Source organism: Bacillus sp. TL12 (assembly GCF_022625245.1).
GTDB lineage: Bacteria > Bacillota > Bacilli > Bacillales > Bacillaceae_G > Bacillus_A.
Genome location: NZ_JAJJBY010000016.1, coordinates 1 through 25,146 on the forward strand (window position 1 = coordinate 1; position 25,146 = coordinate 25,146).

The following is a 25,146-nucleotide window of genomic DNA, read 5'->3' on the forward strand; positions in this document are numbered from 1 at the left end:
TATATTCAGGCATAAAGGCATCATTTAAAACAACTATTGGAAAACTGCGAAAAACTTCGCTTTGAACTACTTCTTGAATTAATTCTCTTGCAGATATTTCTCCATAATCCCTAATAAATACTTTTTTATCTAATGGGAACTTCCACACATTCAACTTTTCCATTTCCTCATTATTATATCCTGCGGCATCTCTTAACCAAAAAACAGCAATATCTTTACTATTGCTAATAACAACTTCATAACAGCGATCATTACCTATTGCATAGGCTTTTAATTCTTTATCCTTTTTCATTGTTATTTGCTCTCTCTAAGCTTCTTATTTTTTATTTTAAACATATAGTGCTATTCAATTTGTATGATAAAAAAGAGCATTTTGTCCCAGATTTTTACGCTTACTACCAGAGCAGATAACAAGTCTAGGAACTGGATGCATGACAAAGTGTTCTAGCCTCGATATAAGAAAAAGTAGCTGTACCTATTTTGTTTGCCTTTCGTCGGAAGAGAGAATGGGGCGTCTTACATTACATACAGACACTACCGAACTCTTATCGTTGTATCCTCTTTGTTGAACGAGAGGAACTGTTTTTGTGAGGACAGTGACAGGAGAATCTCCCACCTCAAGCTCTTGTAGAGGTAGGTGGGAGTAGTTCAATATCTTTAAGGTCTACATACCATTGGGAATATTTTATCATTGTTTAATGTTCAATCTCCTGATACGATTGAACCGTTTAAACCACCTGAAAAGTCTAGTACTGTTAATTCATCAACTAGCTTTTCTCATAACAATTTTTTCCGTACACATTAATATAAGCACAAAGCTCATAAATAAAAAATATATGCTGAATCTTGATAACTGTAAATGATTCATATGCTTTAAAAAATGCTTGATTCATTTATGTAATTCTTTTTAGCTCCATTGATATAGTACCCTAATGAAACCTTGTAGTTACAGGGAAATCCTTGTATATCTATATTTTGAATTATTATCTTAATTTCCTTTCTGATTTGTATATATTTTCACTTCCTCTTTTGAATATAACTAAAACACGAACGTTATCAATAACTAATAAAAAAATATTCGATTATTTGTTGACATTGTTCATGGAATATTGTTAATATAGCCATAGAAACAATATTATATCGCACCTCATATAATCGCGGGGATATGGCCTGCAAGTCTCTACCTAACGACCGTTATTCGTTAGACTATGAGGGAAAGTCACTCGGTATTTTTCTATTCACAAAGGATACGTATGCCTGAGTAGAGCGCTTTCTCTCATAGTAAAAGAGAAAATGTTCTATTTCAGGCTTTTTTTATTTGAATCGGGGGGATTCTAATATGAAATCACTAGTTGGAGTCATAATGGGAAGCACGTCAGACTGGGAAACAATGAAATATGCTTGTGACATTTTAGATGAATTAAATATTCCGTATGAGAAGAAAGTTGTATCCGCTCATCGGACTCCAGATTATATGTTTGAATATGCAGAAACAGCTCGTGAACGTGGATTAAAAGTTATTATTGCTGGAGCTGGAGGAGCTGCTCATTTACCAGGAATGGTTGCAGCGAAGACCAATATTCCTGTAATCGGTGTTCCTGTTCAATCAAAAGCGTTAAATGGTTTGGATTCGTTACTGTCTATCGTTCAAATGCCAGGAGGAGTTCCAGTTGCAACTGTTGCGATTGGTAAGGCTGGTTCAACAAACGCAGGACTACTTGCAGCACAAATACTTGGCTCATTTCATGATGATATACATGATGCACTAGAACTGAGACGAGAAGCAATTGAGAAAAATGTGCGTGAAGGTAGTGAACTAATATGACAAGAATCATTTTACCAGGAAAAACAATTGGAATTATTGGCGGTGGCCAGCTTGGAAGAATGATGGCGCTAGCAGCGAAGGAAATGGGTTATAAAATTGCTGTACTAGATCCGACAAAACATTCACCATGTGCACAAGTTGCTGATATTGAAATTGTTGCATCTTATGATGATTTGAAAGCGATTCAGCATTTAGCAGAAATAAGCGATGTTGTCACATATGAATTCGAAAATATTGATTATAGATGTTTACAATGGCTTGAAAAACATGCGTATTTACCACAAGGCAGTCAGCTACTATACAAAACACAAAATCGCTTTACAGAAAAGAATGCAATTGTAAAAGCGGGTTTACCGGTAGCGCCATATCGACTTGTCCAAAAGCAAGATAGTCTTCTTGAAGCGATTCAAGAACTGTCCTTCCCTTGTGTGTTAAAAACAACAACAGGAGGATATGACGGTAAAGGACAAGTGGTTTTAAGAAGTGAATCAGATGTTGAGAGAGCAAGTGAACTTGCTAGTCAAACTGAATGTATTTTAGAAAAATGGGTGCCATTTGAAAAAGAAATATCAGTGATTGTAACTCGTAGCGTAAGTGGTGAAACGAAGGTATTTCCAGTAGCTGAAAATATTCACGTGAATAACATCTTACATGAATCTATTGTACCAGCTCGCATCACAGAAGCACTTTCACAAAAGGGAATTGAATACGCACAGGTACTTGCGGATGAACTTCAGCTTGTGGGAACACTAGCGGTAGAGATGTTCGCTACTGCAGATGGTGAGATTTATATTAATGAATTAGCACCAAGACCTCACAATTCAGGACATTATACAATCGATGCATGTGAAACAAGTCAATTTGGGCAACATATTCGAGCAATCTGTAATTTACCTCTAGGAGAAACAAATTTGTTAAAACCAGTTGTCATGGTAAACATTTTAGGCGAACATATAGAAGGGGTCCTAAGCCAAGTGAATAGATTTACCGGGTGCTATTTACATTTGTATGGAAAAGAAGAAGCAAAAGCGCAGCGTAAAATGGGGCATGTAAATATTTTAAATGAAAATATTGAAGTTGCTTTAGAAAAAGCGCATAGTTTGCATATTTGGGACCATCAAGAACAACTTTTGGAGGGAAAAAGATGATTAGTCGTTATACACGCCCTGAGATGGGTGCGATTTGGACGGAAGAGAACAAATTTAAAGCATGGTTAGAAGTTGAGATTTTAGCTTGTGAAGCATGGGCTGAACTTGGCGATATTCCAAAAGAAGATGTGAAAAAACTTCGCGAGAATGCAGCATTTGATATTGATCGTATTTATGAGATTGAAAAAGAAACACGTCATGATGTAGTTGCTTTCACTCGTGCAGTATCAGAAACACCAGCATTAGGCGAAGAGCGTAAATGGGTACACTACGGCTTAACATCAACTGACGTGGTTGATACAGCGTTATCTTACATCTTAAAACAAGCAAATGAAATTTTATTAAAAGACTTAGAAAACTTCATTGAGATTTTAGCGAACAAAGCAAAAGAGCATAAATACACAGTTATGATGGGAAGAACACACGGTGTGCATGCGGAACCAACAACATTTGGTTTAAAACTTGGTCTTTGGTATGAAGAAATGAAACGTAACTTAGAGCGTTTCAAGCAAGCAGCTAACACAGTTCGCGTGGGTAAATTATCTGGTGCAGTTGGTACATACGCGAACATTGATCCATTCGTAGAGAAGTATGTTTGTGAAAACTTAGGTTTAGAAGCAGCACCAATTTCAACACAAACATTGCAACGTGATCGTCATGCGCATTACATGTCAACACTTGCACTAATTGCTACATCTATTGAAAAGATTGCGGTTGAAATTCGTGGCCTGCAAAAGAGTGAAACACGTGAAGTAGAAGAGGCTTTCGCCAAAGGACAAAAAGGATCTTCTGCAATGCCGCATAAACGTAATCCAATCGGATCTGAAAATATGACTGGTATGGCTCGCTTAATTCGTGGTTACATGTTAACTGCTTATGAAAATGTCCCATTATGGCACGAGCGTGATATTTCTCACTCTTCTGCAGAACGCGTGATTTTACCAGATGCAACTATCGCATTAAACTACATGTTAAATCGCTTTGGTAATATCGTGAAAAACTTAACGGTATTCCCAGAGAATATGAAGCGCAACATGCAAAGAACATACGGCTTAATTTACTCTCAACGCGTAATGCTTACGCTAATTGACAAAGGTATGGTACGTGAAGAAGCTTATGATATTGTACAGCCTAAAGCGATGGAAGCTTGGGAGACACAAGTACAATTTAAAGAGCTTGTAGAAGCAGATGAGCGTATTACAAGCAAATTAACACAAGAAGAAATCAACGAATGCTTCAACTATGAGCATCATATGCAACATGTTGATACAATTTTTGAACGTCTTGGACTGAACTAATCTGAAAATTTTATATGGCACAGAATAGAGTCATTCTGTGCCATTCTTTATAAAAATACTATTCACATTTTTCAAACTACAGGGGGCTTGCGAAATGCAAAAGCTAGAATTGCTGTATGAGGGTAAGGCAAAAAGGATTTATCGTACAGAAGCAGCAGATATGGTTTGGGTAGAGTACAAAGATAGTGCTACTGCTTTCAATGCGGAGAAAAAAGCGACAATTACAGGAAAAGGTCGTCTGAACAATGAGATTACAACTCTTTTATTCAAAAAGTTACAAGAAGTAGGAATTAAAACACACTTTGTTGAGAAGCTGTCAGACATAGAACAACTTGTGAAAAAGGTAAGTATTATTCCATTAGAAGTTGTCACAAGAAACGTAATTGCGGGAAGTCTTTCAAAACGATTAGGAATGGAAGAAGGAACTGCACTTGCAGCACCAATCGTAGAGTTTTACTACAAAGATGATGATTTAGGAGACCCACTTGTAACAGAAGACCATATTCGTGTGTTAAACGTTGCAACGCCAGAACAAGTAAGTACATTAAGAGAAAAAGCTCTACAAATCAATCAAGTATTGATTGAGCACTTCGCAAGCTGTCGTGTAAGATTAGTAGATTTTAAATTAGAGTTTGGATTAACAGAAGAAGGCGAAATCATATTAGCAGATGAGATTTCACCAGATACTTGTCGTTTATGGGATGAAGAGAGTAATGAGAAATTGGATAAAGATGTATTCCGCCGTGATCTTGGTAATTTAACAGAGGCATATGAAGAAATTTTAAAACGTTTAGGGGGAGCTTCACATGTATAAAGTTAAGGTATATGTAACATTAAGAGAGAGCGTATTAGATCCACAAGGAACAGCAGTGAAAGGTGCTCTTCACAGTCTTTCTTTCACAGAAGTACAAGATGTTCGTATCGGTAAATATATGGAATTAACAATTGACAAATCAGTAACTGACCTGGATAGCAAGGTAAAAGAAATGTGTGAAAAACTATTAGCAAACGTAGTAATGGAAGACTTCCGTTATGAAGTTGAGGAGGTTGTCGCACAGTGAAATTTGCCGTAATCGTTTTTCCAGGTTCAAACTGTGATGTTGATATGTTTCATGCAATTAAAGATGAGCTTGGCGAAGAAGTAGACTACGTTTGGCATGATGCAGAGAATTTAGATGAGTATGATGCGATTCTTTTACCAGGAGGATTCTCTTACGGTGATTATCTTCGCTGCGGTGCCATTTCTCGCTTCGCAAATGCAATGAAGGCAGTACAAAAAGCTGCTGAGCAAGGAAAGCCAATTCTAGGTGTATGTAATGGATTCCAGATTTTAGTTGAATCAGGATTGTTACCAGGTGCATTAATGCGAAATAAAAACTTAAAGTTTATGTGCCGTACTGTTCAGTTACGTGTTGAAAATAACGAAACGATGTTTACATCGCAATATGAAAAAGGTGCAGTAATTAACATTCCAATTGCACATGGTGAGGGAAATTACTATTGTGATGAAGCAACGCTTAAAGAACTAGAAGAAAAGAACCAAATTGCATTCCGTTACGTAGAAAATCCAAACGGAAGCGTTTCAGATATTGCAGGTATTGTAAATGAAAAAGGTAATGTACTTGGCATGATGCCACATCCAGAGCGTGCTGTTGATGAACTTCTTGGCGGCGCTGAAGGTTTAAAAGTCTTTCAATCTATTTTGAAACATTGGAGGGAAACATATGTCGTTAATGCTTGAACCAAATCCAACACAAATTAAAGAAGAACGTATATATGCGGAAATGGGGCTAACAGACGAAGAGTTTGCCATGGTTGAAAAGATTTTAGGACGTTTGCCGAACTACACAGAAACAGGACTATTCTCTGTTATGTGGTCAGAGCATTGTAGTTATAAAAACTCAAAACCGGTTCTTCGTAAGTTCCCAACAACAGGAGATCGCGTATTGCAAGGACCTGGCGAAGGTGCAGGGATTGTGGATATCGGTGATAATCAAGCGGTTGTATTTAAAATGGAAAGTCATAACCACCCTTCGGCAATTGAGCCATATCAAGGTGCGGCAACGGGTGTTGGTGGTATTATTCGCGACGTATTCTCGATGGGAGCGCGTCCAGTAGCATTATTAAACTCACTTCGCTTCGGTGAACTACAATCACCACGCGTAAAATATCTATTTGAAGAAGTAGTTGCAGGGATTGCAGGATACGGTAACTGTATTGGGATTCCAACTGTGGGCGGAGAAGTACAATTTGATCCATGTTATGAAGGAAACCCACTTGTAAACGCAATGTGCGTTGGCTTAATTAATCATGAAGATATTAAAAAAGGGCAAGCACACGGTGCTGGTAACACGGTTATGTACGTAGGTGCTTCAACAGGACGCGATGGTATTCACGGTGCAACTTTCGCATCAGAAGAATTATCTGAGAGTTCAGAAGCGAAACGACCAGCAGTACAAGTAGGCGATCCATTTATGGAGAAACTTCTTATCGAAGCATGTCTAGAGCTAATCCAATCTGATGCTCTTGTTGGAATTCAAGATATGGGAGCGGCAGGTTTAACATCATCTTCTGCGGAAATGGCAAGTAAAGCAGGAATGGGTATTGAAATGTATTTAGATGATGTACCACAACGTGAAACAGGTATGACACCATATGAAATGATGTTATCTGAATCACAGGAACGTATGTTGATTGTGGTGAAAAAAGGCAGAGAGCAAGAAATTGTAGACTTATTTGAGAAGTACGGTTTAGCGGCTGTTACGATGGGGAAAGTAACGGAAGATAAAATGCTTCGCTTATTCCATAAAGGTGAAATGGTAGCAGAAGTACCTGCGGATGCATTAGCAGAAGAAGCACCGGTTTATCATAAACCTTCAAAAGAGGCAGCATATTTTAAAGAGTTCCAAGAAATGAAAATGGAAACACCAAAAGTAGATAACTATAAAGAGACATTACTAGCTTTATTACAACAACCAACGATTGCAAGTAAAGAGTGGGTATATGATCAGTACGATTATCAAGTACGCACAAGCACAGTTGTTACACCAGGGTCAGATGCGGCAGTTGTACGTGTACGTGGCACAGAGAAAGCATTAGCAATGACAACAGATTGTAACTCTCGCTACATTTACTTAGATCCTGAAATGGGCGGTAAAATTGCAGTAGCAGAAGCTGCACGTAATATCGTATGTTCAGGCGGAGAGCCACTTGCAATTACAGATTGCTTGAACTTTGGTAATCCAGAGAAACCAGAAATTTTCTGGCAAATTGAGAAATCAGTAGATGGTATGAGTGAAGCTTGTCGTACACTACAAACTCCAGTTATCGGCGGAAACGTATCAATGTACAACGAACGTAGCGGTGAAGCTGTTTATCCAACACCGACTGTTGGTATGGTAGGTCTTGTTCATGACTTAAAACATGTAACAACACAAGAGTTTAAGGAAGCTGGAGATCTAGTTTATGTAATTGGTGAAACGAAAGCTGAGTTTGGTGGAAGTGAATTACAGAAGATGGTATACGGTAAAATCTTTGGTCAATCACCAAGCATCGACCTAGAAGTAGAATTAAAGCGCCAAAAACAATTACTAGAAGCAATTCAAGCTGGACTTGTTCAATCTGCACATGACGTTGCAGAAGGCGGATTGGCAGTTGCAATTTCTGAAAGTGCAATCGGTGCGAAAGGCTTAGGTGCTACTGTGAAATTAGCTGGGGAAGCAACAGCAGCATTATTCGCAGAATCACAATCACGCTTTATCGTAACAGTAAAACGTGAACAACAAGAAGCATTCGAAAAAGCAGTAGAAGCAATTCAAGTTGGGGAAGTTACAAGTACAAATGAAGTAACAATTCATAATGAAGAAAACGAAGTATTACTTGTAGCAAATGTTGATGAAATGAGAAAGGCTTGGAAAGGGGCAATCCCATGCTTGCTGAAATAAAGGGGTTAAATGAAGAATGTGGCGTTTTCGGAATTTGGGGGCATGAAAATGCAGCACAGGTTACGTACTACGGCTTGCACAGTTTACAGCACCGTGGGCAAGAAGGCGCAGGCATTGTTGTAAATAATGGGGAGAAAATTGTTGGTCATAAGGGGTTAGGTTTAGTATCAGAAGTGTTTTCAAGAGGTGAGCTAGAAGGCTTAAATGGAAGATCAGCAATTGGACATGTACGCTATGCAACAGCAGGCGGAAGTGAAGTAGCGAACGTTCAACCACTACTATTCCGTTTCTCTGATCATAGTATGGCATTAGCTCACAACGGAAATTTAATTAATGCAAAAGTGCTTCGTCGCGAATTAGAGGCAGAAGGAAGTATTTTTCAAACGAGTTCAGATACAGAGGTACTACTTCATTTAATTAAGCGTAATACAAAAGGTTCACTCATTGAGAGCGTAAAAGATGCGTTGAACAAAGTAAAAGGCGCATTTGCGTATCTTTTACTAACAGGTAATGAAATGATCGTTGCGTTAGATCCGAACGGTTTCCGTCCACTTTCAATCGGAAAAATGGGAGATGCGTACGTTGTAGCATCTGAAACATGTGCTTTTGATGTAGTTGGTGCGACATACATTCGTGATGTTGAACCTGGGGAACTACTTATCATTAATGATGAGGGCATTCAAGTAGATCGTTTTACAAATGATGTGGAACACGCAATTTGTAGTATGGAATACATTTACTTTGCACGTCCAGATTCCAATATTGCTGGTATCAATGTTCATGCAGCGCGTAAAAACATGGGGAAAGCTTTAGCAAAGGAAGCTCCTATTGAAGCAGATGTTGTAACAGGTGTACCAGATTCTAGTATTTCGGCAGCGATCGGTTATGCAGAAGCAACTGGCATTCCATATGAATTAGGATTAATTAAAAATCGTTACGTTGGTCGTACCTTTATCCAACCTTCTCAAGAATTGCGTGAGCAAGGGGTAAAAATGAAGCTTTCAGCGGTACGAGGAGTAGTTGAAGGGAAACGCGTTGTAATGATCGATGATTCGATTGTACGAGGAACAACAAGTAAACGTATTGTTCGAATGCTTCGCGAGGCAGGGGCGACAGAAGTGCATGTGAGAATTGCTTCTCCACCACTTAAATATCCTTGTTTCTATGGCATTGATATTCAAACAAGAAAAGAATTAATCGCAGCAAACCACTCTATAGAAGAAATACGTCAAATCATTGGCGCAGATTCTTTAACATTTTTAAGTGAAGATGGTTTAGTAGATGCAATTGGACGCCCATATGAAGGGAAATATGGCGGCTTATGTATGGCGTACTTTAATGGGGATTATCCAACAGCTCTTTATGATTACGAGCAAGAGCTTTTAGAAAGTATGAAATAAAAAAAGTGAGGAGCTTCTACTTTATTTGAAGTAGAAGCTAGCTCTTTTCTAAAGCGCCCGCTTTGGTGGGAGAAATTAAAAGACGAGGTGTAAAAAACGATGGCGAATGCATATAAGCAAGCAGGAGTAGATATTGAAGCTGGATATGAAGCGGTATCTCGCATGAAAAAACACGTACAAACAACAATGAGAAAAGAAGTACTAGGAGGTCTTGGCGGTTTTGGAGGGATGTTTGATCTATCAAAATTTGCATTAGAAGAACCTGTATTAGTATCTGGAACAGACGGTGTAGGTACAAAATTGATGCTCGCTTTCATGATGGATAAACATGACACAATTGGTATTGATGCAGTAGCAATGTGTGTAAATGATATTGTTGTCCAAGGGGCAGAACCGCTTTTCTTCCTTGACTATATTGCTTGCGGTAAAGCAGAACCTAGTAAAATTGAAAACATCGTCAAAGGTATATCAGAAGGTTGTCGCCAAGCTGGCTGTGCGCTAATTGGTGGAGAAACAGCTGAGATGCCAGGTATGTATTCCACTGAAGAGTACGACTTAGCAGGCTTTACGGTTGGTATTGTTGATAAAAAGAAAATTGTAACGGGTCAGTCTATTGAAGAAGGTCATGTGTTAATTGGTTTAGCATCTAGCGGTATTCATAGTAATGGTTATTCTTTAGTGCGCAAAGTGTTATTAGAAGACGGACAGCTATCTTTAGATCGTATACATGGTCGTTTAGAACTACCTCTTGGTGAAGAACTATTAAAGCCAACGAAAATTTATGTCAAACCTATTTTAGAACTATTGAAGAAATATGAAGTGTATGGCATGGCTCATATTACAGGTGGCGGTTTTATTGAAAATATTCCACGTATGTTGCCAGAAGGAATCGGTGCGGAAATTGAACTAGGTTCTTGGCAAATTCAACCGATTTTTAGCTTGCTTCAAGAGGTTGGAAAACTAGAAGAAAAAGAGATGTTCAATATTTTTAACATGGGTATTGGTATGGTAGTGGCAGTAAAAGAAGAAGATGCAAAAGATGTTGTTAAGCTTCTTGCAGAGCAAGGAGAAAAAGCACACATCATTGGGCGCACTGTAAAAGGATCAGGTGTCACTTTTCATGGAGGCACAGAACTATGAGTAGATTGGCAGTTTTTGCCTCAGGAAGCGGCTCTAACTTCCAAGCGCTAATGAATGCAGTGGAAGAAAAAAGCTTACAAGCTGATATTAGTTTACTAGTATGTGATCAACCTGAGGCACGTGTTATCGAACGAGCGCATTATCATCATGTTCCATGCTTTGCTTTTTCAGCGAAAGAATATCAATCAAAAGAAGCGTTTGAAAATGAGATACTAAAAAAACTGCGAGAATACGAGATCGATTGTGTTATTTTAGCGGGATATATGCGTCTTATCGGGCCAACATTATTAGAAGCATATGGCGGGAAAATCATTAATATTCATCCATCATTATTGCCAAGTTTTCCAGGGAAAGATGCTGTCGGTCAAGCGTTAGAGGCAGGAGTGAAAGTAACAGGAGTGACAATTCACTACGTAGATGCAGGGATGGATACAGGACCGATTATTGCACAAGAAGCAGTAAATGTTTCTGACGTGGATACGAGAGAGAGTTTACAAAAGAAAATTCAGCAAGTTGAACATAGATTGTACGTAGATACGGTGAACGAAATCGTTCAATATATGAAAGAGAAGACTGTTAAATAACATTCAACTAGGGGTGAAGGATAAATGAAAAAGCGTGCATTAGTAAGTGTTTCAGATAAAACAGGTGTTGTAGAGTTTGTTAAAGGGCTACTTGAACAAGGGATTGAAGTTATTTCAACAGGTGGAACGAAAAAATTATTGGAAGAAAATAGCTTGCAAGTAATTGGGATTTCTGAGGTAACAGGATTCCCGGAAATTATGGATGGTCGTGTGAAAACATTACATCCAAACATTCATGGTGGTTTACTTGCAGTACGTGATAATGAAACGCATGTAGCACAGATGAATGAATTAGGCATTCAGCCAATCGACTTTGTTGTTGTAAACTTATACCCATTTAAAGAAACAGTTGCTAAACCTGATGTGACATTTGCTGATGCAATTGAAAATATTGATATCGGTGGTCCAACAATGATTCGTTCAGCTGCGAAAAATCATAAATTTGTATCAGTGATCGTTGATCCAACAGATTATGATGTTGTACTAGCTGAGCTAAAAGAAAACGGTGAAGTTACAGACGAAACAAAACGAAAATTAGCAGCAAAAGTATTCCGCCATACAGCGGCATATGATGCATTAATCTCAAACTATTTAACTGAACAAATGGGAGAAGAAAGCCCAGAAACATTAACAGTAACATTCGAGAAAAAACAAGATTTACGTTACGGTGAAAATCCGCATCAAAAAGCAACATTCTATAAAGCGCCATTTGCAGCAACTTCTTCTGTTGCATATGCAGAACAATTACATGGAAAAGAATTATCTTATAACAATATCAATGATGCAGACGCAGCACTTAGCATTGTAAAAGAATTTACAGAGCCAGCAGTGGTAGCTGTAAAACATATGAACCCATGTGGAGTTGGTGTTGGTACTGATATTCATGAAGCATACACACGTGCTTACGAAGCGGATCCTGTATCAATTTTTGGAGGCATTATTGCAGCCAATCGTGAAATTGATAAAGCTACGGCTGAAAAGTTACATGAAATCTTCTTAGAAATTATTATCGCACCTTCTTTCTCACAAGAAGCTTTAGAAGTGTTGCAAAGTAAGAAAAATTTACGTCTGTTAACTGTAAATATTGAAAAAGCAGCAAATGCAAGTAAAAAATTAACTTCTGTACAAGGTGGCCTTTTAGTTCAGGAAGAAGATACACTAGCACTAGATGAAGATGCAATTACAGTTCCAACAAAACGTGAACCAACGGAGCAAGAATGGACCGATTTAAAACTAGCTTGGAAAGTTGTTAAACACGTAAAATCAAATGCGATTGTTTTAGCAAAAGATAACATGACAATCGGTGTTGGCGCTGGGCAAATGAACCGCGTTGGCTCGGCGAAAATTGCCATCTCGCAAGCTGCTGACAAAGCGCAAGGTAGTGCCTTAGCATCTGATGCATTTTTCCCAATGCCAGACACAGTAGAAGAGGCTGCTAAAGCAGGGATTACAGCCATCATTCAACCTGGTGGATCTATCCGTGATGAAGATTCTATTAAAAAAGCTGATGCATATGGAATTACTATGGTGTTCACGGGCGTACGTCATTTCAAACATTAATAGAAATATACAAGTATATGAAATTTTATCGGCGCAAATTCAAATATATCGACCGTTTCTCATGATATATCGGCGTTTCGACATGGGATATCGACTTATCTACAAAATACGACACGGAAAATAGGCTTGCTCCTATTTTCCGTTTTAAAAAGTGGAGGATAATATATGAATGTTTTAGTAATCGGTCGCGGTGGGCGCGAGCATGCTTTAGCTTGGAAGTTTGCACAGTCTGAGCAAGTGGAGAAGGTGTACGTAGCACCAGGCAATGAAGGCATGAGAGATGTGGCAATGCCAGTTGATATTGATGAAAATGATTTTGATGCACTTGTTCTGTTTGCGAAAGAGAACAATATCGGTTTAACATTCGTTGGTCCTGAAATTCCTCTTATGAATGGAATTGTTGATCGTTTTGAAGCAGAGGGGCTTCGCGTTTTTGGACCGAATAAAGCAGCCGCTGTAATTGAAGGAAGTAAAGCTTTTACAAAAGAGCTTATGAAAAAATACGATATTCCAACAGCAGCATATGAAACGTTCACAAACTATGAGGAAGCAGTAGCATACATTCAAAAAGTTGGTGCACCTATTGTTATTAAAGCGGACGGTTTAGCAGCTGGAAAAGGTGTAACAGTAGCAATGACGTTAGAAGAGGCATTGCAAGCTGTAAAAGAAATGCTGCAAGATGTAAAATTCGGTGAAGCGAGTAAAAAGGTTGTTATTGAAGATTTTTTAGATGGACAGGAATTCTCTTTAATGGCATTCGTAAATGGAACAACTGTTTATCCAATGGTTATTGCACAAGATCATAAACGTGCTTTTGACGGTGATAAAGGACCGAATACAGGAGGAATGGGAGCATATTCTCCAGTACCACAAATTCCAGAATCAGCAGTTAGCGAAGCAATTGAGACAATTTTACATCCAACTGCCAAGGCAATGATTCAAGAAGGGCGTTCATTTACAGGTATTTTATATGCGGGACTTATTTTAACAAATGAGGGACCGAAAGTAATTGAATTCAACGCTCGTTTTGGTGATCCAGAAACGGAGGTTGTATTACCTCGTTTAGAAAGTGATTTAGTCGACGTATGTAATTATGTATTAGATGGGAAAGAGTTAACACTTGAGTGGTCAGAGGAAGCAGTTATTGGTGTCGTACTTGCTTCAAAAGGATACCCAGAAGCATATGAAAAAGGTGCTGTGATTTCTGGATTAGATACATTAGAAGATGTAATTGTCTTTCATGCAGGCACAGCTATGAAACATGGAGATTTTGTAACAAATGGTGGCCGTGTTTTATTTGTAGCTTGTAAAGCAAAAGATTTACAAACAGCGAAGGATAACGTTTATAAAGAAATCAAGAAAATTGAGAGTGACGGATTATTTTATCGAAGTGATATCGGATACCGCGCAATTGCAAAGGTAGATTGCTAGAAGCTAACATATTTTATGTTAGCTTTTTTTTATCCTGCATTAAAGGGCAGTAATACTCCCACCTCAAAATTCGGCGGGAGCAATGTCCAGCTCTAGCGGCTAGAATCTCCGGTCGTTTCACTCCCTCGGACGAGGCAAAAGACGCCTCTCTGCTTAGGGCTCCAACGTCCTGCGATTCTGAGCGAGCCGCTTCCACTTTTCTAAAGAGGGATAAACTGCCCGTAAAAGCCTGATTGGTGAGGGCCGATTAAAGTTTCACTTTATGAAGAGGGTTATGAGTTTATGAATGTCACATAAGTAAGATAGGAAAGTTTGCATACTATGTGGAATAACTTTAAGATTCATGCTTTCAAAAAGGTACTTAGCCATTGATATCTACATAGGATCGCTTTCTCTCGACTTGTTTACATCGTAATTCTCCAATCAACAATAGAAAAATAGAAATTACTAATGTAAGCGCAGCACCAATGAGTGGAAAAGAGAAGCTCTGTGTCTGTTTCGCGATAATCCCTGTAAAAATTGGTCCAATAATTTGTCCAATACCATAAATTCCAGTTGTATAACCGATAACTTTATTACTTTCATTTGGTTTGCTTCTTTTTGCTTCTGTCGTTGTTAAAATAGTGATACCTACGAATGTAGCTCCGAGAAGAAAAGCACTTAAAAATGCTCCGATTACGTTAGAAATAAGGAGTGGAGAAAGAACGCTTATAATTTGTAGACAGTAGGCGGAGATAAGAGCGCGTGTTGTTCCATACTTTTGAGCAATGCTTGACCAAATATAGCTAGATGGAATAACGGCGATACCAACAATAATCCAGCTGCACGACGCATAAAAGGATGAGAGGGTAATTCTTTCTACAATAGTGACAAGAAAAGTTCCGGTAATGATGTAGCCAAATCCTTCAAATCCATAAGCTAAAATGAGCCAAAATAAATAGTTTTTTCTATGAGTCGTATTTATTGTAGTAACTTTTGATTTTTGCACAGTATGTCTAGTATCTTCTTTTAACCATTTCCATACAAAAATAGTTAAACTAAAGCTAATAAGACCGAGTCCAATCCAAGATCCCTTCCAATACCAAAGCGAGTTGAACAGAGGGGCGAATAATCCAGCGAAAATAATTCCAATTCCAACACCACTATAAATCATCCCGCTTAGTACAATCTTATTCCGATGAAATAAATAATCTAGAACAATACTAGAGGCAAGAACAAACACGATAGCACTCGTAAAACCTCCAATAAACCGAAGAGGAAACCAAAGGGAAATTTGAGAGGTAAAGCCCATACAAAGGGTCGAAAGGACGTTGAAAAATAAACAATGATGTAACACTTTTTCACGATTTTTTAACGTAATAAATCCAATAAAGAAGGCACCAAGCAGATAGCCGAGATAGTTACTGGATGCTAAATATCCAGCGAGGTCTTCTTCTACATGAGCCTGTTTTTCCATAAAAGAGATAATTGGCGTGTAAGCGAAACGACTAATGCCCATTACAGCTATTAAGGCAAAGATACCGGATAGAATCATTTTCCATGTCTTTGTTTCTTGCATGTAATCTCCCTTCTTGACGCAGCTTTTAATACATATGATAGGGGAATATACATAGTGCGTAAAATACTGTTTTTTAATATGTAATATCAAAAATAATGATACGAATGAAAGGACGAGAAAAATGAACTTACAAGATTTTTTAGCTTTTTATATGGTAGCGCAGGAAAAAAGTATTTCAAAAGCAGCAGTTCGTCTTAATTTTGTCTAATCGAATATTACAGCTAAAATAAAAAGATTAGAAGCGGAGTATGAGACACAGTTATTTTACCGGCATCGCAATGGGGTCACACTAACGCCAGCAGGAGAAACATTATTGAAATATGCTGAAAAAATGATTCAATTATTGAATGAGTCAAAAAGAGAGATTAAATATACGAAATTGCCAGGGGGAATGTTGAAAATCGGAGCAATGGAAACGGCAGCAGCAGTTAGATTGCCAAACATTCTTTCTAATTATCATACAAAATATCCAGAGGTTGAGATTGGGATTCAAACGAACAGCACGGAAAAATTAACAAAAAAAATACTTTTACATGAATTAGAAGGAGCATTTGTAGCCAATATCACTGACGATCCAGCATTAGAAAAGATAGAAGTATTTCAGGAGGAAATGATGTTACTGTCAAAGAGAAAGTTTTTATTGGATCATAAATATATGGAAGAGCAGTCATTTATCGTTTTTCAATCTGGCTGTTTTTATAGAAAGGTATTGGAGGAATGGTTATTGTCGGAAGGGATTGTTCCGAGGAAGGTAATGGAGGTAAACTCCTTAGATGGTATTATCGGATGTGTAAAAGCTGGTCTTGGAGTATCCATGCTCCCGCGGGAAGTAGCAGAGCAAGTTGATTCTCATAGGGAGCTCGTCCGTACACCGTTATTAAATGAAAATAGATTTATTCCAACGTACTTTATTTATCGGAAAAATAGTGTGAAAACACCGGCATTATGTAAATTTATTAAATTGCTTTATAGCATAGAGGAAAAGAGGAATTGTAAATATTCCTAAAACATATCAAATGATTACCTAATATGAAAAGTAATTGGGATTATATTGCTCCTCATTCTTTTATTTATAAAGTTTGGGTAACTTCCTTCGCTGAAGTAGAAAATTAGATAAAATACGTTATCTCGCACTAACGCGGGCAGTAATACTCCCACCTCAAAATTCGGTGGAAGCAAAGAAGTGAGGTGAGAGCTAATAATTAGTGGGCGATGAAGCCCCCACTGATTAAGGTTTCACTTTATTGGAAAAAGTCGAACTTTTGATAACACTAATTATACGAACGAAAGTCCCTTCAAATCTTCTAAAGGGACTTTTCTAAGTTTCTAGATATATTGAATTCCGATAATGATATTTTATGTTAGTTTCATTTAACAAATGATTAATTGTATGATATGTAATCTATTTAATTTTATTTTACAAAGAGTAAATTCCGGTTTTTTACATGGTATAATTTTGAACTAGAGAGAAAGAGGTATATAAAGGCTGGAAACAGCGGATTCAAATTCCATTTACCATTTGGTCCTGATGTAGGTTTATGGGGATTTGGTTTAGAAGTTGCTGTTAAGGAGTAAAGGAGATAATTAGTATGAATAAAAAAGTGAAAAATTTTAAATATCTTATGATTATATTAGCGTGTATTGCAATTTTCGGTACAATTTTACCTAATGCATTAGATCCGAATGAAACACTAGCTGGTAAAATTTCAATTGTAGTTTTTGGTACAATTGGTACTTGTTTATTATTTTCTATTACTTATTTTATTGTAAAAAAAGCTATTTTAAGAAAGGGAAAATAAGGTGGGACAAAATTTAGAGTTAGAATTACTTCCAATAGGTTCTGTTGTAATGCTTAAAGATTGGGAACATCCATTAATGGTTTATGGAAGAAAACAGATCGATTCTGAAACAAAAAAACATGGGATTATGTATGTTATTATTTTCTTCATGGTAATATTTCTTCAGAGTATAATTTCTTTTTGAATCATGAAGATATTTCTAGTGTTTTACATCTTGGTTTTATTAATGAAAGAGAATTAGAATTTCAAAAATTATTTAAAAAGGAAGTTGAAGAAAAACAGTGATTCTTTTAAGCTGTTGGTGTTTTTGAAATAGTTAAAGAGTGAATCTTTATATATTTTTATAAGCTTTAATTTTGATGAATATGTTGGTTTATCAAAAAATGATAAAATAGTTACCGCAATGGTAAAATTTTATCATGATAAAAAACAAAGGGGAATCTCTATGAAATTGCTACGTTCATTTCTCATTCTCACTCTTGTTGTATTGTTAAGCGCATGCAATACAGCAACAAAAGTCACAAAGGTTCAAAAAAATGGCGAAACGACTTTAAAAATTGGCTCCCTGCAAGGGTATTACGATGTGCAAACGATTAAAGCTGAAAAAGGAAATGTGGAAATTCCTTATGAGGCCGCGGTTGAAGAAGGTACGATTTTATTGCAAGTCACAAAAGACGATAAGGTCATTTATGAAGAAGAAGTCACTTCTCAAAAAGGAGGTTTGCTTTCTTTTGAAGCACCAAAATCCGGATCATATGATTTAATTGTACGCGTGAAGGGTGAAGAAGAGAAAGCGAAAGGAATTCAAATACATACGAAGCTATGAAAAAACGGCAAGCGGGTACACCCCGCTTGCCGTTCCCATTTCCAGTTGGCTCTGGCATAACACATGCTCATCAATTTAAGAAGTAAACGTTAAACTTCAAAATATATAATAAAAGTTGATTTTGGAGTTACTTTCACTTTGGGTGATGTGACCCCTAATAAAATATTCAATAAATTTTTATAATCTAAATATTTAATTCTAATCATTAAAAATCCTACTTTTTCTTACTTTAATCGTTTCTAAAATATAAAGAAGAATACCTAAACCAAATATCTTTTCAGCATTAGAAATATTATTACCTAATTTAATAATAGGTACATTTAATCCAAATCTTTCACTCCATTCAAAGGCATATATCCTCTCTTACAGTTTATTAATATACGATCATCTATCGTACGAAAAGACGTTTCGAAAAAATCAAATTCAACTTCTACCTCAGAAAGTTTTATTTCTTTTTCATTCATTAAAGAACCACGTACCATTCCAAATCCCTGTATAGTATTTTCTTTAAACATACCTACACAATTATAATTTGAATCATAAATAGCCCAATCATAATTTTCAACTTCACTATGAAAATATGCAAGAATTTCTCCATCACTTGCTTCCAATCCAAAAACTTGAAAAATCGGTATCTGAAATTGAAAAAGAAGAGAAGGAAAAAAAACAAGAGTAGCCTCTTTAACTATTTTTATTTCTTTATTTTAGTAAAATAAAGTCTTTAAAAGATTCTTACAATAATTTATAATAAGTTAGTAAAATTAACCAATTCATATTTTTAAAGGGGAGATTAAAATGGCTGGACAAATTCGTATGAGCCCTGAAGAACTAAAATCAAAGGCTGCATTATATGGACAAAGTTCTCAACAAATTGATGATATTCTTCGTAAATTACAAGGATTGCAAAATGAATTACGCGGTGAGTGGGAAGGTCGTGCTTTCGAAGGTTTTGATCGACAATTTAACGAATTAAGACCAAAAGTAGAAAACTTCTCACAATTACTACATGAGATTAATGTTCAACTTTCCAAAACTGCAGAAGCTGTTGCTTCTCATGATGAAGAATTATCACGTAATTTCGGTTTGAAATAAAAAACGTTTTACTCTACATAACAAGAATTTCAAATGAGCCATACAACTTATATTGTATGGCTCATTTGATTGCGTACCCAGCTAGGTTGGGCACACGTTTAAAAAGAGCGATATTAATAGGGAAATCTCATATATTTATTGGGATTTCTTTGGCATGTTCTGAAAATCAGAGAAAGGATTTGAGCGATGGGACAATTTCAAAGTAATTTTCAAACGGCACAACAAATTGCTACGCAGATGAGAAATGCTTCGGATACAATCGAAAGTGCAACAAATCGTTCTATAAAGAAGGCGACGCGTACTACACTATCTGTTAACTCCAAAGCACAAGAAGCGAACCAACAAGCTTTAGATTTAACGAAACAATTTTGTTCCGCCCTTCAACAAGCGGTGGATAATATTCATTTAGTAGCCCAAGAGTTTGAGAGAATGGATAACGAACTTCACAACACTTTTCGCTAATGTGACAACCTACGTAAAGGTAAAACGGTAGGAGGAATATGATGAGTCAAGATATTGAAAACCAAATTAATCAATTAAACCAAAAGTTACGAAGTGTATTCGAAGAACAAGACCGAAATCAATCTGCGATTCACACTCAGGAGCAAGCGGAAGCAGATTTTCACGAATGGAAAAGTCGGAGTAATCGTTTATTTAACCGTATTCTAGAAACTTGGCATGGCGATAGAGAATTATCTCATTTTTTCATGAATATGCGTCAAGAAGCAGGACACATTGAGCGAAAACTTACATTCGAATTGGAAAACCAAAAAGAAAAGTTGCTTAAAGAAAGACGAGACCTTAGTGATTTAGAAAACGACCTTTCCTATCAGCAACAACAACTAGCAAGGGAGGTCAATGCATGAGTTTAAATATGTATTTGGGAGAAGTACAAAACCAAACTCAAAGCATGAATGCTGTATGTACCGCTACCATTCAAGGTATGGAACAAGCCATTCAGTCGATTGACGCTTTTGCAATTGATACTGTTTTACAAGGACAAACATATAGCAGTGCAAAAGCATTTTTTGCACAAACCTTTCGTCCTTTAGCACAAGGGATTATTTATTTATGTGAAGAATTAATCGTTCAGAATGATGCCTTTCCAAGTCAATTTGAATCAAAGGTAGCTTCAACTGATGTAATCGAACAAGAAATATTAGAACAAATTCAAGAAATTGACCGAATGAAAGCAAGTATGGAAGTCATCATTCAAACTATACCAATTCCAGGTATGGACGCTATGGCGAATCTTTTCACTGCTATGAGGAAAAAACTACAAGAAAAGTTAGATCACTTGTATGAGTTTAACCAAACATCTAGTAATAATTATAGTTCAGCAATTCAATTAGCTGCTAGCATTGCGACGGGTTTGGCTGAAGTCCAAAGTGGGAAAGGTTTTAGTCCCGCAAGTGGTACATTTAGTACACAAGGATTGAATATGGAGTGGACAACTTCTATTCAGTCGATTGGAGAAGAGAGGGCACGTCAGGCTGAAAATCATCTAAAGAGTAGTTCAATTGAAGAAGGAGCAATATGTGGTAAGTTACCTGAAAAATCTACTTTCCGAAAAGTTGTAGATGGTACTATAGAAGGTGCAGGAGAAGCAATTGGAGACACTATAGAAGGATTTAAAGCGCTTGGTAAACGGGAAACGTGGGAAAACATGGGGAATGCTGCGTTGCATCCTATTGATACCCTTAGTACCATGTATAATGTAGTGTCAGATTCATTTATTAATGATGTAATAAATGGAGATGCTGAAAGTCGTGCGAAATGGGGAAGTTATGCTTTAACACAAGTTGCAGTAGGTGTTATTGGAGATAAAGGATTAAGTAAAGCAAGTAAATTGGGTAAAGTGGCAACTAAAAAAGCAAAAGAGAAAATTCCAGAAGTTATTTCTCATACTATTGGTAATTTACAAATGGGGGATCGTTTTGTTCTTGCAGGTATGGGTTCTATGAAAATTGAAATACCTACAATTAAAGATTATTTTGTTAAAGCAAGTAATGGAATGAATGTGAATACAAATGTAGGTAATGCAAAACGGCCAGGGGGATATCAAAAAGGAGATATCGATGAACATGGTTATTTAAGTCCAGCAGTTAATCGTGCTCCAGGAAATAAAAATATAGCTGCTGATAAGCGAATACAATCCCATCATCCTATACAAAATGAGTGGGCTAAAAGATGGGCTAAAAAGGGTGGATTTGATTATAGCGAAAAGAAAGCTCAAGCAATACTTTTACCATCAAGTTCGGGTTTACCACACGCGAAAATTTCTGCTATGCAAAGGAAGCGAAGAAGACTTGAGGGATATGATACTGATATATATTATGAATTTAATGTAAGCTATAGAGAAATGATTGAGGCAGGGGTTGATCAAAAAATTGCAAGAAAAGTATTGGTGGATGCTTATAAATATTTCGATAGTTTGGGAGGTTTTGTAAAAAATGATAAATTTATCTAAAATTCCTGGTTTAATAAAAAATAATCCAGCAAATGATATTGAAATTCAAGGATTAGAAGATGTGATGGAAATAGAATTACCTAATGTATATAAAGATTTATTGAAATATACAAATGGTTTTTCGATTGGTGGAGGTTTAACGATTTATGGTACTGAGGATATTATAGAACGAAATGAGACCTGGGAAGTAACTGAATATGCAAATGGTTATGTTTCTATTGGTGATGATGGTAGCGGTAATGTTTTTTTAATGTTGCAAGGTGCAGATGTAAAAGAAGTATTGGTTGTTGATTCTGGTGACATGAATCCAAATCATGCTACTGTAATTACTTTAGATTTTAGTGAGTGGGTAAATACAGGATGTTCAAATGAAAAAATACAGAAAATAGAAGTGGAATTCCCTGATATGTGTAATATAGTGTTAGTAGAAACTCCTAATGGGGGATTAAAAGATTTAGTAAAGATAAAAAGTGTACTAGCAATTGATATTTCAACAGGAGATCTATTAAAAGGCTCGAAAAATCTTCCTTTTACATTAGTGAAGAAGTTTCCATATGGTAAGGCAAAAAAAATGATTGAAAAATTAGGACCTGTTGGAGTAGTGCTAAATGCGGTACCTATCGATACAAATAATTAGTGTTAAATATAATTTTGAACTTATGTTGAATTTTTTAATGTTAATTTAATATTTTAATTAGAAAAAAAGAACTAGCATTTTAAATGTTAGTTCTTTTTTAGTTATTTTTTAAAGGAATTAAATAAGGAATGTATCAAGGACATTATCTTTTTCTTCTTTGTTGATTCCAATATATTTAAGTGTAATTTGAGGTGTACTATGATTAAGAATTTCTTGTAACATAGCGACATCTTTTGTTTGTTTATAGAACCAATAGCCGAAGGTTTTGCGCATGGTGTGGGTACCGATGGACTCTACATCGGCAAAGTCTCCGGCTTTTTGCAATTGTCGATAAGCCTGGATTTTACTAATGGATTGATCTCCTTTTCGAGAAGGGAATAACCAAATGCTTTCTAAGTTTTGAACATAAGAATAGACCTCATCAAAAATAGAAGTAAGATTAATCATGCGTTCTTTCTTTGTTTTTCCCTCTTTGATTTTGAATTCTTTTCTCTTTTTTCGTTTTAGTTTTAATATGGTTTGCGTTTTGATTTGGAGTAGATCGCTGATACGTAGACCTGTATTGATTCCAATTATGAATAAAATGTAGTCCCGTTCTGAGCAATGACGTTTGAGAGCCCATTTCATATCTTCAATCTGTTCTTTTGTTCGAATGGGTTGGACATCAATGAGATGTGATTTTTTGTTCATGGATTTTAGACCTCTTTATGTATAGTGTTTTGAATGTATACTTTTGTTGTGTATTTTGAGGATATCAGGGTATTTGATGTAAAGTCAATGTTTTCGGGGAAATGAATGTAAACTAATATTCAAAAGTTTACATTCGAAAAAGGAGAATAATCTCGAATTATTAGATCAATTTTTGATAATTATATAAGTGGAAAGTTTTTCAATCTGTTTCTCGTATCATTTCTGTATTCGTTATTCGTTATTCGTTATAAAACCCGTGTTTCATAATCGATGTTATATGGATATTACAAAGTTTATCCCGTAAAAGCCCGATTGGTGAGGGTTAATAATCAGTGGGGATGAAGAAAGTCCCTGCTGATTAAAGTTTCACGTTATTAGTGATTTCATTTTCAATAATTAGAAAAAGCAACTAAATCTAGTTGCTTTTTTGTGGAGAAGAGAACGACTTAACATAAATTTAAGACTCTTTCTCTTTTTTTAGTTTCCCTTTTTGTTTCGCCATTTCTCGAAGTAAATACTCGATGTGAGCGTTAACACTGCGGAATTCATCATTCGCCCATTTTTCAATGACTGCGTGTAATTCAGGGTCGATACGTAATGGAAAACTTTTCTTTTTCGCCATATTACCTACAACCTTTAATATAGACTTCCTGTATTAATCACTGGCTGTGCGCCTTTATCTGAAACGATGGCAACCAATAAGTTGTTAACCATGTTCGCTTTACGCTCGTCATCTAAATCAAGTATGCCTTCTTCATCTAATTTTTGAATGGAATCTTTGGCCATTTGAACAGCGCCTTCAACAATCTCTTTTCGTGCAGCTAACACGGCTTTTGCTTGTTGACGTTGAAGCATTGCATGAGCAATTTCTGTCGCATAAGCTAAATGTGTTAAGCGTGTTTCTAGTACTTCGACACCAGCAATTTCTAATCGTGCTTCTAATTCACGTTTTAATTCCTCAGAGATTTCTTCAGCATTTCCGCGTAGTGTGATACAAGTGTCATCTTGAAAATTATCATACGGATATTTCGTTGCAACGTGACGAATTGCTGTCTCACTTTGAATCTCTACAAATTCATCATAATGTTCGACACCGAAAATTGCTTTTGCTGAATCAACAACTTTATAAACAACAACAGCCGCAATTTCAATCGGATTTCCATCGACATCATTCACCTTTAATTTTTTACTATTAAAGTTTTCTACGCGAAGGGAAACAGTTTGACGAAGTGATAAAGGAACCGTTAAATATAAACCATTTTCACGAATTGTCCCTAAATAATTACCGAAAAATGTAATAACTTTCGCTTGGTTTGGTTGAACAATTCCAATACCAGTAGCAAGAATTGCAGCTAAAATAATACAAAGTGCGGCTACTATAAATATTTCTTGTACGAGGAAAAATACACCAATACCAGCTAAGAGTAAAATTCCGATAATGCCTAGAAAGCCATTTACATAAAATACTTGTTTTTCTTTCATATGAATCGCCTCCTTCTGATATAAAAATGATATCACTTTTATATCATGAAATGCAAGGGGGAAAAACCTAATTTTCTGAAAAAACAAAAGCTGGTAAAGCCTAAAAATAAGTAAATTTAGAACAAGAGCAAGAATTATTCAAACGTAAGGGAAATAAAGGATAAAAAATACGCTCTTTTTTATGAAAATATTTTGGGGAAAATAAAATGAATAGGGAACGTTAGTTCTGTTTCGTGGTAAAATAAAGAAGACTTAGCCGCCC

Annotated in this window: 25 protein-coding genes, 3 pseudogenes and 1 riboswitch; of the genes and pseudogenes, 22 read left to right on the forward strand and 6 right to left on the reverse strand. The window is 36.4% G+C overall.

What is annotated here, in order from left to right; genetic code table 11:
• Positions 1–292, reverse strand: a 292-nt coding sequence (locus tag LOK41_RS15855; RefSeq protein ID WP_241817373.1) for a hypothetical protein, incomplete at its 3' end; no start/stop codon positions are given.
• Positions 293–1,127: 835 nt separating this feature from the next.
• Positions 1,128–1,229: riboswitch (purine riboswitch) on the forward strand.
• Between the two features lie 110 nt (positions 1,230–1,339).
• Between LOK41_RS15855 and purE the strand changes: the two genes are divergently transcribed.
• The 12 genes from purE to purD all read left to right on the forward strand — a co-directional run bounded on the left by purE (position 1,340) and on the right by purD (position 14,330).
• Positions 1,340–1,825: a 5-(carboxyamino)imidazole ribonucleotide mutase gene (gene purE, locus LOK41_RS15860; RefSeq protein ID WP_174102294.1), complete on the forward strand. Its 486-nt coding sequence runs from the start codon at positions 1,340–1,342 to the stop codon at positions 1,823–1,825.
• Positions 1,822–2,973, forward strand: a complete 1,152-nt coding sequence (gene purK, locus LOK41_RS15865) for a 5-(carboxyamino)imidazole ribonucleotide synthase (protein ID WP_241817374.1) — start codon at positions 1,822–1,824, stop codon at positions 2,971–2,973. Before purE ends, purK begins: the two co-directional genes overlap by 4 nt.
• Positions 2,970–4,271, forward strand: a complete 1,302-nt coding sequence (gene purB, locus LOK41_RS15870; RefSeq protein ID WP_174102296.1) for an adenylosuccinate lyase — start codon at positions 2,970–2,972, stop codon at positions 4,269–4,271. The genes purK and purB overlap by 4 nt, the downstream gene beginning before the upstream one ends.
• Positions 4,272–4,365: 94 nt before the next feature.
• Complete coding sequence (gene purC, locus LOK41_RS15875) at positions 4,366–5,085, forward strand: phosphoribosylaminoimidazolesuccinocarboxamide synthase (RefSeq protein WP_241817375.1); 720 nt, start codon at positions 4,366–4,368, stop codon at positions 5,083–5,085.
• Entirely contained in the window at positions 5,078–5,332 is a 255-nt protein-coding gene (gene purS / locus LOK41_RS15880; protein WP_000278826.1) for a phosphoribosylformylglycinamidine synthase subunit PurS, read from the forward strand. Before purC ends, purS begins: the two co-directional genes overlap by 8 nt.
• The gene (gene purQ / locus LOK41_RS15885) at positions 5,329–6,012 is read left to right on the forward strand and encodes a phosphoribosylformylglycinamidine synthase subunit PurQ (protein ID WP_174102298.1); all 684 of its coding nucleotides are present in this window, start codon (positions 5,329–5,331) and stop codon (positions 6,010–6,012) included. Before purS ends, purQ begins: the two co-directional genes overlap by 4 nt.
• Positions 5,996–8,215, forward strand: a complete 2,220-nt coding sequence (gene purL / locus LOK41_RS15890; protein WP_241817376.1) for a phosphoribosylformylglycinamidine synthase II — start codon at positions 5,996–5,998, stop codon at positions 8,213–8,215. The genes purQ and purL overlap by 17 nt, the downstream gene beginning before the upstream one ends.
• Positions 8,200–9,615, forward strand: coding sequence for an amidophosphoribosyltransferase (gene purF, locus LOK41_RS15895; protein WP_241817377.1), 1,416 nt, complete (start codon positions 8,200–8,202; stop codon positions 9,613–9,615). Before purL ends, purF begins: the two co-directional genes overlap by 16 nt.
• A 99-nt stretch (positions 9,616–9,714) precedes the next feature.
• Positions 9,715–10,755 (forward strand): phosphoribosylformylglycinamidine cyclo-ligase, encoded by a 1,041-nt coding sequence (gene purM, locus LOK41_RS15900; RefSeq protein ID WP_241817378.1) that lies wholly within the window; start codon positions 9,715–9,717, stop codon positions 10,753–10,755.
• Positions 10,752–11,339 carry a phosphoribosylglycinamide formyltransferase gene (gene purN, locus LOK41_RS15905; RefSeq protein WP_174102302.1) on the forward strand — a complete coding sequence of 196 codons (588 nt, stop codon included), beginning with the start codon at positions 10,752–10,754 and terminating at the stop codon, positions 11,337–11,339. Before purM ends, purN begins: the two co-directional genes overlap by 4 nt.
• A 24-nt stretch (positions 11,340–11,363) precedes the next feature.
• The gene (purH, locus tag LOK41_RS15910; RefSeq protein ID WP_241817379.1) at positions 11,364–12,899 is read left to right on the forward strand and encodes a bifunctional phosphoribosylaminoimidazolecarboxamide formyltransferase/IMP cyclohydrolase; all 1,536 of its coding nucleotides are present in this window, start codon (positions 11,364–11,366) and stop codon (positions 12,897–12,899) included.
• 165 nt (positions 12,900–13,064) lie between these two features.
• Positions 13,065–14,330 carry a phosphoribosylamine--glycine ligase gene (purD, locus tag LOK41_RS15915; RefSeq protein ID WP_241817380.1) on the forward strand — a complete coding sequence of 422 codons (1,266 nt, stop codon included), beginning with the start codon at positions 13,065–13,067 and terminating at the stop codon, positions 14,328–14,330.
• A gap of 361 nt (positions 14,331–14,691) precedes the next feature.
• On the opposite strand, the gene LOK41_RS15920 is transcribed toward purD, so the two are convergent.
• Positions 14,692–15,888 (reverse strand): YbfB/YjiJ family MFS transporter, encoded by a 1,197-nt coding sequence (locus LOK41_RS15920; RefSeq protein ID WP_241817381.1) that lies wholly within the window; start codon positions 15,886–15,888, stop codon positions 14,692–14,694.
• Between the two features lie 214 nt (positions 15,889–16,102).
• Between LOK41_RS15920 and LOK41_RS29000 the strand changes: the two are divergent.
• The 5 genes and pseudogenes from LOK41_RS29000 to LOK41_RS15945 all read left to right on the forward strand — a co-directional run.
• Positions 16,103–16,183: pseudogene (locus tag LOK41_RS29000) on the forward strand (hypothetical protein); the annotation flags it as partial.
• 18 nt (positions 16,184–16,201) lie between these two features.
• Positions 16,202–16,894, forward strand: coding sequence for a LysR substrate-binding domain-containing protein (locus LOK41_RS15930; RefSeq protein ID WP_241817382.1), 693 nt, complete (start codon positions 16,202–16,204; stop codon positions 16,892–16,894).
• A gap of 583 nt (positions 16,895–17,477) precedes the next feature.
• On the forward strand, positions 17,478–17,687 hold the full coding sequence (locus tag LOK41_RS15935; RefSeq protein ID WP_174102307.1) for a hypothetical protein: 210 nt from the start codon (positions 17,478–17,480) through the stop codon (positions 17,685–17,687).
• A gap of 1 nt (position 17,688) precedes the next feature.
• Positions 17,689–17,972 (forward strand): annotated as a pseudogene (locus LOK41_RS15940) (DUF4176 domain-containing protein).
• 160 nt (positions 17,973–18,132) lie between these two features.
• A complete protein-coding gene (locus tag LOK41_RS15945; protein WP_241817383.1) occupies positions 18,133–18,513 on the forward strand; it encodes a BA_1872 family lipoprotein in 381 nt (126 codons plus the stop codon).
• A 198-nt stretch (positions 18,514–18,711) separates the two neighbouring features.
• Here the strand turns inward: LOK41_RS15945 and LOK41_RS15950 are convergent.
• Positions 18,712–19,136 (reverse strand): annotated as a pseudogene (locus LOK41_RS15950) (ABC transporter ATP-binding protein); the annotation flags it as partial.
• A 172-nt stretch (positions 19,137–19,308) separates the two neighbouring features.
• On the opposite strand from LOK41_RS15950, the gene LOK41_RS15955 reads away from it, so the two are divergent.
• The 5 genes from LOK41_RS15955 to LOK41_RS15975 all read left to right on the forward strand — a co-directional run bounded on the left by LOK41_RS15955 (position 19,309) and on the right by LOK41_RS15975 (position 22,712).
• The gene (locus LOK41_RS15955) at positions 19,309–19,605 is read left to right on the forward strand and encodes a WXG100 family type VII secretion target (protein ID WP_174100419.1); all 297 of its coding nucleotides are present in this window, start codon (positions 19,309–19,311) and stop codon (positions 19,603–19,605) included.
• Between the two features lie 186 nt (positions 19,606–19,791).
• On the forward strand, positions 19,792–20,067 hold the full coding sequence (locus LOK41_RS15960; protein ID WP_241817384.1) for a TIGR04197 family type VII secretion effector: 276 nt from the start codon (positions 19,792–19,794) through the stop codon (positions 20,065–20,067).
• Between the two features lie 41 nt (positions 20,068–20,108).
• Positions 20,109–20,471 carry a DUF3958 family protein gene (locus LOK41_RS15965; RefSeq protein ID WP_174102312.1) on the forward strand — a complete coding sequence of 121 codons (363 nt, stop codon included), beginning with the start codon at positions 20,109–20,111 and terminating at the stop codon, positions 20,469–20,471.
• Complete coding sequence (locus LOK41_RS15970; RefSeq protein ID WP_241817385.1) at positions 20,468–22,075, forward strand: T7SS effector LXG polymorphic toxin; 1,608 nt, start codon at positions 20,468–20,470, stop codon at positions 22,073–22,075. The genes LOK41_RS15965 and LOK41_RS15970 overlap by 4 nt, the downstream gene beginning before the upstream one ends.
• Entirely contained in the window at positions 22,059–22,712 is a 654-nt protein-coding gene (locus LOK41_RS15975; protein WP_241817386.1) for an SMI1/KNR4 family protein, read from the forward strand. The genes LOK41_RS15970 and LOK41_RS15975 overlap by 17 nt, the downstream gene beginning before the upstream one ends.
• 117 nt (positions 22,713–22,829) lie before the next feature.
• Here the strand turns inward: LOK41_RS15975 and LOK41_RS15980 are convergent, their stop codons facing one another.
• From LOK41_RS15980 to LOK41_RS15990, 3 genes are all read right to left on the reverse strand, one after another.
• The gene (locus LOK41_RS15980; RefSeq protein WP_241817387.1) at positions 22,830–23,402 is read right to left on the reverse strand and encodes a tyrosine-type recombinase/integrase; all 573 of its coding nucleotides are present in this window, start codon (positions 23,400–23,402) and stop codon (positions 22,830–22,832) included.
• Positions 23,403–23,859: 457 nt separating this feature from the next.
• On the reverse strand, positions 23,860–24,024 hold the full coding sequence (locus LOK41_RS15985; RefSeq protein ID WP_003194620.1) for a type II toxin-antitoxin system antitoxin: 165 nt from the start codon (positions 24,022–24,024) through the stop codon (positions 23,860–23,862).
• A 14-nt stretch (positions 24,025–24,038) separates the two neighbouring features.
• Entirely contained in the window at positions 24,039–24,884 is an 846-nt protein-coding gene (locus LOK41_RS15990) for an SPFH domain-containing protein (protein ID WP_174102316.1), read from the reverse strand.
• Positions 24,885–25,146 lie beyond the last annotated feature (262 nt).